The 14,205-nt window shown below is 68.9% G+C and carries 16 protein-coding genes; 12 read left to right on the top strand and 4 right to left on the bottom strand.

Annotation, left to right across the window (positions count from 1 at the left end; all coding sequences use genetic code 11):
• Window positions 1–7: 7 nt before the first annotated feature.
• From tauD to tauA, 4 genes are read right to left on the bottom strand one after another with little or no spacing between them, the layout of a single operon-like run.
• Window positions 8–859, bottom strand: coding sequence for a taurine dioxygenase (gene tauD / locus ACWPN8_RS25260; protein ID WP_492242720.1), 852 nt, complete (start codon window positions 857–859; stop codon window positions 8–10).
• Window positions 860–914: 55 nt separating this feature from the next.
• Window positions 915–1,766 carry an ABC transporter permease subunit gene (locus ACWPN8_RS25255; protein WP_492242719.1) on the bottom strand — a complete coding sequence of 284 codons (852 nt, stop codon included), beginning with the start codon at window positions 1,764–1,766 and terminating at the stop codon, window positions 915–917.
• On the bottom strand, window positions 1,763–2,566 hold the full coding sequence (locus ACWPN8_RS25250; protein ID WP_492242718.1) for a taurine ABC transporter ATP-binding protein: 804 nt from the start codon (window positions 2,564–2,566) through the stop codon (window positions 1,763–1,765). Before ACWPN8_RS25250 ends, ACWPN8_RS25255 begins: the two co-directional genes overlap by 4 nt.
• A 25-nt stretch (window positions 2,567–2,591) precedes the next feature.
• A complete protein-coding gene (gene tauA / locus ACWPN8_RS25245) occupies window positions 2,592–3,608 on the bottom strand; it encodes a taurine ABC transporter substrate-binding protein (RefSeq protein WP_492242717.1) in 1,017 nt (338 codons plus the stop codon).
• 403 nt (window positions 3,609–4,011) lie between these two features.
• On the opposite strand from tauA, the gene ACWPN8_RS25240 reads away from it, so the two are divergent.
• From ACWPN8_RS25240 to ACWPN8_RS25185, 12 genes are read left to right on the top strand one after another with little or no spacing between them, the layout of a single operon-like run.
• A complete protein-coding gene (locus ACWPN8_RS25240; protein ID WP_492242716.1) occupies window positions 4,012–4,221 on the top strand; it encodes a hypothetical protein in 210 nt (69 codons plus the stop codon).
• Window positions 4,222–4,264: 43 nt separating this feature from the next.
• Entirely contained in the window at window positions 4,265–5,599 is a 1,335-nt protein-coding gene (locus tag ACWPN8_RS25235; protein ID WP_492242715.1) for a phenylacetate--CoA ligase family protein, read from the top strand.
• Window positions 5,600–5,626: 27 nt separating this feature from the next.
• Window positions 5,627–6,247: a malonic semialdehyde reductase gene (locus ACWPN8_RS25230; protein WP_492242714.1), complete on the top strand. Its 621-nt coding sequence runs from the start codon at window positions 5,627–5,629 to the stop codon at window positions 6,245–6,247.
• Between the two features lie 49 nt (window positions 6,248–6,296).
• Window positions 6,297–7,349: an ABC transporter permease gene (locus ACWPN8_RS25225; protein ID WP_492242713.1), complete on the top strand. Its 1,053-nt coding sequence runs from the start codon at window positions 6,297–6,299 to the stop codon at window positions 7,347–7,349.
• The gene (locus tag ACWPN8_RS25220; protein WP_492242712.1) at window positions 7,343–8,125 is read left to right on the top strand and encodes an ABC transporter ATP-binding protein; all 783 of its coding nucleotides are present in this window, start codon (window positions 7,343–7,345) and stop codon (window positions 8,123–8,125) included. Before ACWPN8_RS25225 ends, ACWPN8_RS25220 begins: the two co-directional genes overlap by 7 nt.
• 12 nt (window positions 8,126–8,137) lie before the next feature.
• A complete protein-coding gene (locus ACWPN8_RS25215; RefSeq protein WP_492242711.1) occupies window positions 8,138–8,776 on the top strand; it encodes a cysteine dioxygenase family protein in 639 nt (212 codons plus the stop codon).
• Between the two features lie 15 nt (window positions 8,777–8,791).
• Window positions 8,792–10,423, top strand: coding sequence for a rhodanese-like domain-containing protein (locus ACWPN8_RS25210; RefSeq protein WP_492242710.1), 1,632 nt, complete (start codon window positions 8,792–8,794; stop codon window positions 10,421–10,423).
• A 20-nt stretch (window positions 10,424–10,443) separates the two neighbouring features.
• Window positions 10,444–11,229 (top strand): substrate-binding domain-containing protein, encoded by a 786-nt coding sequence (locus ACWPN8_RS25205; protein ID WP_492242709.1) that lies wholly within the window; start codon window positions 10,444–10,446, stop codon window positions 11,227–11,229.
• Window positions 11,213–11,479, top strand: a complete 267-nt coding sequence (locus tag ACWPN8_RS25200) for a hypothetical protein (protein WP_492242708.1) — start codon at window positions 11,213–11,215, stop codon at window positions 11,477–11,479. Before ACWPN8_RS25205 ends, ACWPN8_RS25200 begins: the two co-directional genes overlap by 17 nt.
• A gap of 8 nt (window positions 11,480–11,487) precedes the next feature.
• A complete protein-coding gene (locus tag ACWPN8_RS25195) occupies window positions 11,488–12,378 on the top strand; it encodes a TauD/TfdA dioxygenase family protein (RefSeq protein WP_492242707.1) in 891 nt (296 codons plus the stop codon).
• Window positions 12,375–13,223, top strand: a complete 849-nt coding sequence (locus ACWPN8_RS25190) for an HAD-IIB family hydrolase (protein WP_492242706.1) — start codon at window positions 12,375–12,377, stop codon at window positions 13,221–13,223. Before ACWPN8_RS25195 ends, ACWPN8_RS25190 begins: the two co-directional genes overlap by 4 nt.
• On the top strand, window positions 13,213–14,196 hold the full coding sequence (locus ACWPN8_RS25185) for an ABC transporter substrate-binding protein (RefSeq protein ID WP_492242705.1): 984 nt from the start codon (window positions 13,213–13,215) through the stop codon (window positions 14,194–14,196). The genes ACWPN8_RS25190 and ACWPN8_RS25185 overlap by 11 nt, the downstream gene beginning before the upstream one ends.
• Window positions 14,197–14,205 lie beyond the last annotated feature (9 nt).

Genomic DNA, 14,205 nt, shown 5'->3' with positions numbered 1-14,205 from the left:
CCAACCCTCAATAGGGCCGGTCGCCCAGCACGGTGGCGCGGTGCATGACGCGCCGGTGCGGTGAATAATCGTTCACCGCATAGTGCTGGGTCGAGCGGTTGTCCCACAGCACCAGATCGTCCGCCTTCCAGCGCCAGCGCACGGTGAATTCCGGGCGGCTGATGTGGTCGTACAGGAACTCCAGGATCGCGGCGCTTTCACGGTCGCTCAGCCCGACGATGCGGGAGGTGAAGTTCTCATTCACGAACAGCGCCTTGGCGCCGCTGACCGGATGGGTGCGGATGACCGGATGCACCACCGCCGGATGCTTGTCGCGCGCCGTCTTCCAGCGGGCATGGGTCTCGGGATCGCCGTTGTGCCGCCATTCCGGGAAGGAGCGGGTGAAGTCGTGCAGCGCCTTCAAAGGCTCCAGCAGGCGGCGGATCGGTTCGGACAGGCCGTTGTAGGCGGCGATGTTGCTGGCCCACACCGTGTCGCCGCCGATGGGCGGAATGAGCTTGCCCGACAGGGCGACGATGGCCGGCGGCGTTTCGATGCAGGTGACGTCGGTGTGCCAGACGTCGTTGTCGGTCGGGTTGTGCGGCCCGGTGTCCAGCACCATGATCTCCGGCTGCTCCGGCACCTTCGGATAGATCGGGTGGACGTGCAACTGGCCGAAACGGGCGGCGAAGTCGCGCTGCGCCTGCGGCGTCAGCGGCTGGTTCTCGAAGAACAGCACCTGATGGGCGACCAGCGCCCGCTCCAGCGCCTCCGCTTCGCTGTCCGACAGCGGGCGGGAGAGGTCGACACCCTCCACCCGCGCACCGATAGCGGGGCTGACGGGCGTGACGGTCAGGGCGGACAAGGCGATGTCTGGCATGGCGGTTCCCCAATCTTTTTGTTTGGCGGTTTATAAATTCCGGCAGTTGCAGTTCTCAGGACTTGCCCTTCCACGGCACCAGCCACGCTTCCAGCAGGCGCATGCCGTAGGAAAAGGCGAAGGCGAAGGCGGCGATGATGCCGATGCCGACGAAGACCACGTCGGTGGCGAGGAAATGCGAGGCGGACATGATCATGAAGCCGATGCCGCGGGTGGCGGCGATCAGCTCCGCCGCGACCAGCGTGCTCCAGCCGACGCCGATGCCGATGCGCAGGCCGGTCAGGATTTCCGGCAGGGCGCTGGGCAGCACGATGGTGCGGAACAGCTGCCAGCGGCTGGCGCCCAGCGACAGGGCGGCATTCACCCGCTCGATGGGCAGCGCCCGCACCCCGGCCTGCGCCGACAGGCAGACCGGCGCGAACATTGCCAGCGTCAGCAGGACGATCTTCGAAACCTCGCCGATGCCGAGCCAGATGATCATCAGCGGCAGATAGGCCAGCGGCGGCAACGGCCAGTAAAACTCGATGGGCGTGTCGAAAACCCCCTTGGCCCAGCGGTTCAGCCCCATCGCCAGCCCCAGCGGAATGCCGAGCGAGGCGGCGATGACGGCGGCGGAGAAGATGCGGAACAGGCTGGCCGAAACATGCTCCCACAGCGTGGCGCCGGCATAGCCGTCCTCGACGACCGCCAGGAACTGGGTCGCCACCTCCTGCGGTGTCGGCAGGAACAGCGGCGGCACCAGCCGGTAATGGGTCGCCAGGAACCACGCCGCCAGCAGCAGGAGCGCGGTGGCGAGGCTGATCGGGCCGGTGCGCGCCCCGTCCAGCCCGAAGGGATGGAGCCGGACGATCTTCGGCCGGTCAGCCGGATCGGAGGCGCGGCTTCCGGCGCGGGCGAGGTCGGTCATTGCAGCACCGCCCGGCGGGAGTCCGCCTCGGCATGCGGGCGATGCACCAGGGACCGGATTTCGTCATAGAGATCTGCGAACTCCGGTGCCGACAGGATGGCGCGCACGTCGCGCTCGGCGGCGAAGCGGCGGACGAAATCCAGGTCGAAACGGGCGACGATCCGGCCCGGCCGTGGCGACATCACCACCACGGTGGTGCCGAGGAACAGCGCCTCCTCGATGGAATGGGTGATGAAGAAGATGCGCTTGCCGGTGCGTGCCCAGACGTCGATCAGCAGTTCCTGCATCTGCTCGCGGGTCAGGCTGTCGAGCGCGCCGAACGGCTCGTCCATCAGCAGGATCTTCGGGTCGGTCGCCAGCGCGCGGGCGATGCCGACGCGCTGGCGCATTCCGCCCGACAGCTCGTGCGGGAAAGCATCGGCGAAGCCTTCCAGCCCGACCAGCCCCAGCAGTTCCTCCGCCCGCTCGCGCCGCTCCCGGGCGGGAACCCCGGCGAAGCGCAGGCCGAGCGCCACATTGTCGGCGACGCTGCTCCAGGGCAGCAGCGTGTCCTTCTGGAACACCACGCCGCGGTCGGCGCCGGGGCTGGCGACCGGCTGGCCGTCCAGCGTGATCGACCCCTCCGACAGGGGCAGGAAGCCGGCGATGGCGTTCAACAGCGTCGATTTCCCGCAGCCCGATGCCCCCAGCGCCACGACGATGCTGTTGGCGTCGATGTCGAGCGACGCGCGGTCCAGCGCATGGACCACCCGCCCGTCACGGGCGGAAAAGAAGACGCTGGCGTTGCGGACCTGGAGCATGGACGCTCTCCCGTCGGCGATAAGATTAGCGGACGTCCTTGACGTAGTCGGCGGTGACGAAGCCGCCGTAGCTGGGCAGCACGGTGGTGATCTTCTTTTGCTCCTTCAGGAACTCCGCCGTGTCCTTCAGGATCTTCGCGGCACCGCTTCCCTCGCCGCCGGCCAGCCAGGCGGTGGAGGCCTGCACCTCCGCCGGGACCAGCGACAGGTTGGTCAGTGCCGACGCCTGATCGGAGGGCGTGCCGCCCAGCAGCTTCGCCAGCGTCTTCGCATTCTCGGAATCCGGCCCCCACGCCGCCTTGTCGTTGCGGAAGGAGGCGCTGTAGCGCTCGATGGTGCCGGCGAAGCTCTTGAGGAAGGCGGGATTGTCCTTGGTGAAGGCCGCGGTCGCCACCCAGGCACTGAAGGTCGGGGCGCCGCGGTCGGCCACCTCGCGCGAGGTCAGCAGCACCTTGCCGGTCTTCTTCAGTTCGGTCAGGGCGGGATCCCAGACGAAGGCGCCGTCCAGGTCACCGCGGTTCCAGGCGGCGACGATGTCCGGCTGCGGAATGGCGAAGACCTGGGCGTCGCGCTCCGTCAGCTTCTCCTGCTTCAGCACGGCGAGCAGCTGGTAATGGTCGGTGGAGACCGGAGCCGCCGCCAGCTTCTTCCCCTTCAGGTCCGACGGCTTCTCGATGCCGGAGCCGTTGCGCACCACCAGCGCCTCGTCGGTGCCGGAGATGGTGGCGAGGTGGAAGGCCTTCACGTCCAGCCCGCGGCTGACCGCGGCGGCGAAGGGGCTGGAGCCGACATAGCCGACCTGCACGTCGCCCGAGGCAATGGCGGCGAAGATCTCGGCACCCGAGTTGAATTTGCGGAAGTCGATCTCGGCGCCGGTCGCCTTGGCGAAGTCACCGTTGGCGATGGCGACCGAGGAGGGCAGCGCGTCGGTTTGATAGCCGACCACGACCTTGCCGGACGCGGCTTCGGCGATGGTAGAGGCGGCAAAGGGGGCGACCGCCGCCAGCGCGGCAGAGAGGAGAATATGCAGATTGGTCTTCATCGTCGTTTCCCCCGTCACGGTGTGGATGCCGGCCTGCGAGGACCGGGAATCCGAATGTGCGTGAACTCTAAAGCGACGCCCGCGCTGTTGTCATCATAAAATCTACATTCCTACAGGGAAATAGATTGTAAACACGTTTCTTTTTTGTTAAATTCTGCGGGCATTGCCGTCCGTATGGCGCTGGACGCAAGGTTTTCCCGCCATCGGCTCGCCAAGGGCGGTACCGATTCCGCTGAAAAATTTCAGCCGATACGAAGCAGACGCTTGACCTCAGCAATTTTTCCCATTTTCCTATAGACAATAAGATATTTGAACAGACTCAATCTGTTGAATTTTGCAGCCAGTGGCAAGCGCCACGCCAAAACCACCTGACCCCAAACCACCTGACCTAAGGAGTTCAGCCATGCAGGGTTTGAGTGATTTCGACCGGATGGTGATGGCGTCGCTCTGCCCCTCGGGCACGCTGGTGCTGCCGCTTCTCCCGCCCGACGGTCACCCGGCGGACATGACAGACTGCTCTGGCGACGATGAGCGTCCGGACCGCGGCCTGCTTCCCCTCGGCCTCGGCATCGTCTCGGCCATTCTCCTGGCATCGCTGGCAGCGCTGGCCTGATCAGGCCGGCAGCGGCCGCCAAACTCTCGAAGGATAAGAAAAAGTGGCGGTTCAGGACCATGACGCATATTGGCAGCCCGGTCTGGAAACCCAGAGCCGTGCCAACTGGCGGCAATTGCAACTCGACCTGCTGAAGGACCATCTGCGGCACGCCTACGAAGGCTCGCCCTACTACCGCGCCGCCTTCGACTCGCAGGGGGTGTCGCCGGGAGACCTGCGCACGCTGGACGATCTGCGGCGGTTTCCCTTCCTGGACAAGGCGACCATCCGCGACCGTCAGGTCGCGGTGCCGCCCTTCGGCGATCTGGTCGCCGTGCCGGAACGGGAGATCGTCTACATCTCCGCCTCCAGCGGATCGACCGGGGTGCCGACCGCCTCGCCTTTTACCGCCAAGGACTTCGAAGAGTGGATCGACTATGAGGCGCGGCAGTTCTGGTCGAGCGGCCTGCGGCCGGCCGACCGCTATGCCCATGCGCTGAACTTCTCCCTGTTCGTCGGCGGCCCCTGCGTGCTGGGGGCGCAGAAGCTGGGCGCGCTCAGCATCCATGCCGGAACCCTGCCGTCGGAACGGCTGCTGGCGGTGCTGAACCAGTTCAAGGCGACGGCGCTGTGGACGACACCGTCCTACGCTTGGCATCTCGGCGAGACCGCCCAGAGCGAGGGCATCGACCCCGCCCGCGATCTCGCGGTCCGCCGCCTGTTCGTGGCGGGCGAGCCCGGCGGCTCGATCCCCGAGACGCGCGAACGGATCGAGGCGCTGTGGGGGGCGGAGGTCTACGACTATTACGGCCTGTCCGACATCTTCGGCTCCTGCGCCGGCATGTGCGTGGAGAAGGACGGGCTGCACTGGGCCGAGGACCATATCCTGGTCGAGGTGCTGAACCCCGAAACCCTCGAACCGGTGGCGGAGTGCGAGCGCGGCGAGCTGGTGCTGACCACCCTGCGCAAGCGCGCCCGCCCGATCATCCGCTTCCGCACCGGCGACATCGTGTCGGTGACGACGGAGCCCTGCCGCTGCGGCCGGACCTCCCTGCGACTGAAAGGCGTGCATGGGCGGCTCGACGACATGCTGATCGTCAAGGGCGTCAACCTGTTCCCCGGCGACGTGGAGGCGGTGGTGCGCCAGGACCCGGCGCTGACCGGCGAATACCGGCTGGTGCTGGACCGGGTCGACCGGCTGGACCGCCTGACGGTCGAGGCGGAACACACCCACGGCTTCAACGGCGATCTGGAAGAGCTGCGGGGCCGGCTGCGCCGCCAGCTGAAGGCTGCCACCGGCGTCGGGGCGGAGGTCGCCCTGCTCGCCCCCGGCACGCTGCCCCGCGCCGTCCACAAGGCCAAGCGAATCGACGACCGCCGCCAGCATGTGTGGTCGTGACCCAATCCCCTGACGGAGCCCGCTCCCATGCCGGATACCCATCTTCCCGTCACCGAACAGCTGCCCGACGACTTCTCCCAGGCGGCGGCCGGCCGCCTGTTCATCAACGCCCGCACGCCGCAAAGCTGGTCAGACAGGCCGGTTCCGGTGGAGACCCTGCATCGCCTCTACGAACTGGTCCGGCTGCCGCCGACCGCCTTCAACGGCAGCCCGGCGCGCTTCGTCTTCCTGACCACGCCGGATGCAAAGGAGCGCTTGCGGCCAGCCTTGAGCCGCGGCAATCAGTCCAAGCTGACGGCCGGCGCCATCGCCATCGTCGCCTATGACCGCCGCTTCTTCGAGCATCTGCCGCTGCTGAGTCCGCATTACGACCCCTCGCCGATGTTCGTCGACGAGCCGTCGCTGGCCGAGACCACGGCCTTCCGCAACGGCAGCCTCCAGGCCGGCTACCTGATCCTGGCCGCCCGGCTGCTGGGTCTGGATGCCGGGCCGATGTCCGGCTTCGATGCCGAAGCGGTCGATGCGGAGTTCTTCGCCGACGGCCGTCTCCGCACCAACCTGCTGGTGGCGCTGGGCCATGCCGACGGACCGCCGTCGCGCCCGCGCGCCCCGCGGCTGGACGCATCGAAGGCGGTGGTGATCCTCTGAGCCCAACGCCGTAGCGGCCGGCAAATCCCGGCCGAACGGGAGATCGATCATGAGCGTGAACGACACGGCCGCCGCCCTGCCGGCGGCCAACGGCGGAGCTTTGCCAATCGGCGGCGGCCTCCCATCCAACCTCCTCCTGCGCTTCTCCGCCGCCGCCCTGCTGTGGTTCGCCGCGTCCGGGGTGACGGCCCTGTGGCCCGACGCCGCCGATGCCCAGGAGTGGGAGCGGACCGGCGAGTTCGCCAGCCTGCTGGCAGTCGCGGCCGGGCTGCTTGTGCTGGCCGCCCTGCTGGCCGCGGCGATCCGCCCTGCACCGCGCAGCCGGCTGGAGGCCGCCATCGCCAGCCTGTCGGCGTCCGTTCCCTGGCTGATCGCCCTGGCGCTGGGCGTCACCGGCTGGGAAATCCTGACCGCCAAGCTCAATCTGCTGCCGCGCCCCTTCTTCGTGCCGCCGCAGGCGCTGCTGGAGGTCTATCTCGACGACTGGCCGCGGCTGCTCGACTGCTTCGCCGCGTCGCTGAGGCTGCTGGTCACCGGCTATGCCGTGGGTTCGATCCTTGGCGTGGTGACGGGGGTCGCCATCGGCTGGTCGCGCGCGGTCGGCTATTGGGTGCACCCGGTTCTGCGGCTGATCGGCCCGCTGCCGGCCACCGCGTGGCTGCCCATCGCCTTCTTCGCCTTTCCCACCAGCTGGAGCGCCAGCGTCTTCCTGATCGCGCTGGCCAGCGGCGTGCCGGTGACCGTCCTCACTTGGTCCGGCGTGGCCGGGGTCAACAGCGCCTATTACGACATCGCCCGCACGCTGGGCGCCTCCCCGCGCTTCATGGTGCTGAAGGTCGCCGTTCCGGCGGCGATGCCGCATGTCTTCGTCGGGCTTTTCATGGGGCTGGGCGCCTCCTTCGCCGTCCTGGTGGTGGCGGAGATGCTGGGCGTGAAATCCGGGGTCGGCTGGTACCTGCAATGGGCCCAGGGCTGGGCCGCCTACGGCAACATGTATGCGGCACTGCTGGTGATGGCGCTGCTCTGCTCCGGTCTGGTGACGCTGCTGTTCCGCGTCCGCGACCGCCTGCTCGCCTGGCAGAAAGGAATGCTCAAATGGTAGCGCTTGAGACCGTCGACACCGCCGGCATGACCATCGACGTGCAGGCGGTCAGCCACAGCTTCGAGCTGCACGGCGCGCCGCTGCCGGTGCTGGACGGGGTGGAACTGCGGGTCGAGCCGGGCGAGCTGGTCGCCCTGCTGGGACCGAGCGGCTGCGGCAAATCCACCCTGCTGCGCCTCGTCGCCGGACTGGAGCCGCCCAGCCGCGGCAGCATCCTGGCCGACGGCCGCCCCATCGACGGTCCCGACCCGTCGCGCGTCGTCGTCTTCCAGGACCCGACGCTCTATCCCTGGCGCACCGTGCGCGACAATGTCGCCCTGGGGCTGGAGGCCCGCGGCCTGCTGCGCTCCCAAGGCCACCGGATCGACAAGGCTCTGGCGCTGGTCGGACTGACCGGCTTCGAGAAGGCCTATCCGCATCAGCTGTCGGGCGGCATGGCCCAGCGCGCGGCGCTGGCCCGCGCCCTGGTCAACGACCCCCGCCTGCTGATCCTCGACGAACCGCTGGGCAAGCTGGACAGCCTGACCCGGCTGGCGATGCAGAGCGAACTGGTCGATCTGTGGCGCAGTTCGGGCTTCACCGGCCTGCTGGTGACCCACGACATCGAAGAGGCGCTGTTCATGGCGACCCGCGTGATCGTGTTCAGCGGCCGCCCGGCCCGCATCAAGGCCGACCTGTCCATCGACCGCCCCTATCCCCGCCACCGCGGCGATCCGGTCCTGACCGAGCTTCGTCACCGCATTCTCGAACTGCTCGGCCTTGCCGAGACCTGGTGAGGACACCCGACCATGCCCGACAACCTCCCCCCCGCCTCCACCACTCCGAACCTGTCTCGTCTGCGCGGCTTCATCGCCGATTTCACCCGGCTGGTGGAGCGGCAGGGCGACGACGAGTCCGCCGTGCTCGATGTCGGCCGCGCCCTGCTGGCCGGGCTGATCGCCGTCGACGATTGGCTGCCCGACGCCTATGCCCAGCCCGACCCGGTGCAGTATCGCCAGTATCTGCTGCATTGCGACCCGTACGAGCGCTTCTCCGTCGTCAGCTTCGTCTGGGGACCGGGGCAGCGGACGCCGATCCACGACCACACTGTCTGGGGCCTCGTCGGCATCCTACGCGGGGCGGAACGGTCGCAACGCTACGACCTCCAGCCGCAGGGCGGCCCGCCGGTCGCCCATCAGCCCGAAATCCTGAAGGCCGGGTCGGTCGAGGCGGTGTCGCCCCGCATCGGCGATGTCCATGCGATCTCCAACGCGCTGGCTGACCGGCCGTCCATCAGCATCCACATCTATGGCGGCAACATCGGCGCCGTCCGGCGGTCGGTGTTCGACCCGCTGACCGGCCAGCGCAAGCCCTTCATCTCCGGCTATGCCAACAGCGCCCTGCCCAACCTTTGGGACCGCTCGCAGCCCGTCCCCCACGCCGCCTGAGGATCCGTCACCGCCATGACCGCAGCCGTCACCGCAACCGCTCCGCTCGCCACCCGCCGCCCCGCCGACATCCGCCGCGCCTGGATCGAACGCGACGAGGTCGCCCTGCTCGACGCGCGGGAGGAAGGCCCCTATTCGCTGGCCCACCCGCTGTTTGCCGTCTCCGTCCCGCTGAGCCGCGTGGAGTTGCTCGCTTACGACCTGCTGCCGCGGCGCGACGTGCCGATCACCGTCTATGACGATGGCGAAGGCTATGCCGAGCCGGCCGCCCGCCGGCTCCAGGCGCTGGGCTACGGCGACGTGACGCTGCTGGAGGGCGGGCTGGCCGGCTGGATCGCCGCCGGATTCGAGGTCTATCGGGACGTGAACGTGCCGAGCAAGGCCTTCGGCGAGTGGGTCGAGCACCATCGCCACACCCCCTCGCTGCCGGCTGCGGAGGTGAAGGCACTGATCGACGCCAAGGCCGATCTGGTCATCCTCGACGCCCGCCGCTTCGAGGAATACCGCACTATGTCGATCCCCGGCGGCATCAGCGTGCCGGGCGCCGAACTGGTCAAGCGCGTCCACGACATCGCTCGCGATCCCAAGACCCTGGTGGTGGTCAACTGCGCCGGCCGCACGCGGTCGATCATCGGCACCCAGTCCCTGGTGAATGCCGGCATCCCCAACCGGGTCGCCGCCCTGCGCAATGGCACCATCGGCTGGACGCTGGCCGGGCTGACGCTGGACAGCGGACGCGAGGGCCGCTTCCCGGAAGTCTCGGCAGACGGCGACGCCGCCGGCCGCCGGGCGGCGCGGGCAGTTGCCGACCGCGCCGGGGTCGGCAGGCTCGATGCGAAGACGCTCGACCGCTTCCGCGGTGACGAGCGCCGGACGCTCCATCTCTTCGACGTGCGCACGCCGGAGGAGTATGAGGCCGGTCATCTGCCCGGCTTCCGCCACGCTGCCGGCGGCCAGTTGGTCCAGGCGACCGACGAATATGTCGGGGTGCGCGGCGCCCGCATCGTCCTGGCCGACGATCCGGCCGGCGGCGGCGGTCCGCGCGCCGACATGACCGCATCCTGGCTGTCGCAGCTTGGCTGGGAGGTGCATGTGCTGGAGGGCGACGTGTCCGAGCTGGGCAGCGAGAGCGGCCCCGACCGCCGCCGCCTGCCGCCGGAGCCGGAGGTGGGAGCGGAGACCATCGCGCCGCGCGACCTGCTGGCCCTGCTGGAGAATGGCGAGGCGACGGTGATCGACATCACCCGCAGCCCGCGCTACCGCGCCGGGCACATTCCGGGGGCCTATTTTTCCACCCGCGCCCGGCTGGCCGGCACCATTGCCCTCCTGCCCAAGGGGGTCCGCCCGGTGCTGACCTGCGGCGACGGCACGCTGACCCGCTATGCCGTCGCCGATTTCACCCTTTCCCATTTGTCTGGCGAGCAACGTCCGCTTCTGCTGGCGGGCGGCACCAAGGGCTGGGTGGCAGCCGGACTGCCGCTCAGCACCGATCTCGACCGGCTTGGGGGCGAACCCGACGACGTCTACAAGCGCCCCTACGAGGGCACCGACAACAGCGCCGCCGCCATGCAGGGCTACATCGACTGGGAGCTTGAGCTGGTCGATCAGCTGAAGCGCGACGGCGCCCACAATTTCCACGTCATCTGACGCACCGGATGGGACAGCTCATGACCAAGCCCTTTTCCATTCGGCGGCGGACCCTGCTGGGCTCCGCTCTGCTTCTCGCCGGCGGGATCGCCGCCTCGATGCCGCAGACGGCACAGGCAGAGGCGACCGAGGTTCGCTTCGCCCGCAATCTCGGCCTCGGCTATCTGCCGCTCTATGTCATGCAGGACAAAGGGCTGGTGGAATCGCGGGCGCGCGCCGCCGGGCTGGGGGAGGTGAAGGCCAGTTACACCCCGCTCGGCAATCCGACGACGATCACCGAAGCCACCCTGTCCGGCAATGCCGATTTCGGCGCGGCCGGCGTGCCCGCCTTCATCATCGCCTGGGATAAAACGAGGGGGAATGCCAACCTGCGGGGGCTGGCGGCGCTGAACGCCCAGCCGGCCTATCTCAACACCAACCGGCCCGAAGTGAAGAGCCTGACGGACTTCACCGAGAAGGACCGCATCGTCGTGCCGTCGGTCCGCGCCTCCTATCAGGCCATCGTGCTGCAGATCGCGGCGGAGAAGACCTTCGGCCCCGGCCAGCATGCGAAGCTCGATCCCCAGACCGTCTCGCTGGCCCATCCCGACGGCACCGCCGCCCTGCTGTCCGGCAAGACCGAGATCACCGCCCATTTCACCAGCCCGCCCTTCCAGGACCAGCAGCTGCGCGATCCCAGAGATCCACAAGGTGCTGAGCAGCTACGACGTTCTGGGCGGCCCCGCCTCCTTCAGCGCGCTGTGGACCTCCGCCGCCTTCCACGACGCCAACCCGAAGCTGACCAAAGCGGTGCTGGCGGCGCTTGAGGACGCGGTGGCGCAGATCAAGGCCGACCCGCAGGAGGCGGCGCGCGCCTACATCCGCATCGAGAACTCCAAGCTCGGCGTGGAGGAGGTGGCAACGATGATCGCGCATCCGGAGATTTCCTACGATCTCACCCCGCGCGGCATCGGCATTTTCACCGACTTCATGGCGCGCATCGGCTCGATCCGCAACCGGCCGGCCGACTGGCGCGACCTGTTCTTCACCGACATCCACGACCGCGCTGGCAGCTGAGGGTTCGCATGTCCGATCCAGACCTCACCATCCATCCGGTGACCCCGACGCTGGGTGCCGAGATCCGCAATCTCCACCTGTCGCAGCCGTTCAGCACCGGCACGGCTTCGGCCCTTGCCGACGCGCTGGACCGCCATCTGGTGCTGGTCTTCCGCGACCAGACCCTGTCGGACGCAGACCTCGTCCGCGTCTCCGCCCATTTCGGTCCGCTCGACAAAGCACCGATCACCGAGAATGGACGGCTGCACGCGCCGGGCCATGAGGAGGTCTACGTCATCTCCAACGTCACGGAGAATGGCCGGCCCATCGGCGCGCTGGGCGCGGGGGAGTCGGTGTGGCACGCCGACATGACCTATCTGGAGACCCCTCCCTACGCCAGCAGCCTCTATGCGCTGGAGGTGCCGGCGGAGGGCGGCGACACCGGCTTCCTCAGCATGTTCGCCGCCTATGACGCCTTGCCGGCGACGCTGAAACGGCGGGTGGAGGGGCTGTCGATCAAGCATGACAGCACCACCAACAGCGGCGGCTACCTGCGCCAGGGGTTCCTCCCGCCGACCGATGTCGCCACCTCGCCGGGCACGGTGCATCCGCTGGTCATCGCCCACCCGGTGACGGGGGCCAGGGCATTGCTGCTGGGCCGCCGTCCCCATGCCCACATCCCCGGCCTGTCGGTGGCGGAGAGCGAGGCGCTGCTGGATGAAATCTGGGCGGCGGCAGTGCGGCCGGAGCTTGCCTGGCACCACCGCTGGCGTGTCGGCGATCTGGTGATGTGGGACAACCGCTGGACCATGCACCGCCGCGACCCCTTCCCCGAGGACCAGCGCCGCCGCATGCACCGCACCCAGATCGCCGTGCCGGCGGATCGTCGCCAGGACCCGCGGCGGACGGTGGCCGCATGACCGTCATCGCCGCCCTGCGTCCGCTGGCGAAGGCTCCGGCGGCGGCCCTGGCCCGCGTGCGGTTCGTCCTGACCGACATGGACGACACCCTCACCCACCGGGGCCGCCTGTCCGCCCGAACCTACGACGCTCTGGAGCGGCTGCGCGATGCCGGAATTCCGGTCCTGCCGGTCACTGCCGCCCCGGCTGGCTGGGCCGACCAGATGGCGCGCATGTGGCCGGTGGACGGGGTGATCGCCGAGAATGGCGGCTTGTTCCTGCGCCGTACCGCCGACGGCGATGTCGAGCGGCGCTATTGGCACGGGGAGGAGGAGCGCACGGTGGCCGCAAGGCGGCTGGAGCGTCTGCGGCAGGCCATCCACGCCGTCCTGCCCGAGGTGGAATTGGCGAGCGACCAGCCTTTCCGCCTGTGCAGCCTCGCCTTCCGCGTTCCTTCCGATCCCGCCTTGCGAACGGCGCTGGTCCGTCACTTCCGCAACGCCGGAGCGGAGGTGACGGTCAATTCCCTATGGGTGCTCGGCTGGTTCGGCGGCTACGACAAGCTCGGCATGGCGCGCCGGGTGATGCGCGAGGTTCATGGCCTCGACATCGACGCCGCACCGGAGACCGTCGCCTATGCCGGCGATTCGGTCAACGACGCGCCGATGTTCGCCCATTTCCCGACCTCCGTCGGCGTCAGCACGGTCATCGACTTCCTGTCCGAGATCCCCCGGCCGCCGGCCTGGATCACGCGAGGCCCCGGCGGCGACGGCTTCGTCGAGCTGGCCGACGCGCTGCTGACGGCGCGGAACCCTCCCTCCCTTGTCCCGGAGCCACGCTCCGCAGGAGACCATCATGAGCCTTGATCGACCGTTCTCCCTCACCCGCCGTCATGCTCTCGGCCTCGGTGTCGGCGCGCTCGCCGCCGGGCTCGCGCCCCTGCGGCCGGCGAACGCTGCCATTCCCGCCGGCACCGTGCTGAAGGTCGGCGACCAGAAGGGGGGCGTCCAATCGGTGATCGAGGCGGCCGGGCTTCTGGCCGACCTGCCCTACCGCATCGAATGGAGCCAGTTCCCGGCCGCCGCCCCGCTGCTGGAGGCGCTGAACGCCGGTGCCATCGAGGTCGGCTATGCCGGTGACGCGCCGACCACCTTCGCGCTGGCCGCCGGCACCTCGGCAAAGATCATCGGCGCCGTCCGCTCCAACCCGCAGAGCACCACCATCCTGGTGCCGGGCTCCTCCCCCATCCGCAGCGTCGCCGACCTGAAGGGCAAGACCATCGGCACCGGGCGCGGCTCCATCGGTCATTACCTCGTGCTGGCGGCGCTGAAGGCGAACGGACTGAAGCCGGACGACGTGAAGATCGCCTTCCTGCTGCCGTCCGACGCCAAATCGGCTCTGGCCGCCGGTTCCATCGACGCCTGGTCGAGCTGGGGCATCTATGTCTCGCAGGCGCTGCTGGTCGACGGCGCCCGCGCGGTCGTCACCGGCACCGGCCTGATGAGCGGTCTGTCCTATCAATCCGCCACGCTGGAGGCGATCTCCACCAAGCGCGAGGCGTTGACCGACCTGATCCGCCGCTTCGCCGCCGCCCGGCTGTGGGCTCTGGAGAACAGCGACGCCTATGCCGGCATCTGGGCAAGGACGGTCGGTGTCGATCCCACCATCGCCCGCCACACCTTCGGCGTCGAGCGGGCGCGGCCGGTCGCCATCGACGCCTCGGTCATCGCCGATCAGCAGGCGACGTCCGACGTCTGGCGCGAGTTCGGCATCATTCCCAAGCGGCTGGACGCGGCGGCGATCTTCGATCCCGGCTTCAACAGCGCGCTGCCGGCCTGACGGCGGCGA

This window comes from Azospirillum sp. UENF 112521, from assembly GCF_058780665.1.
The sequence above is the reverse complement of the archived record's forward strand: the minus strand, read 5'-3'. Positions and strand labels throughout refer to the sequence as shown.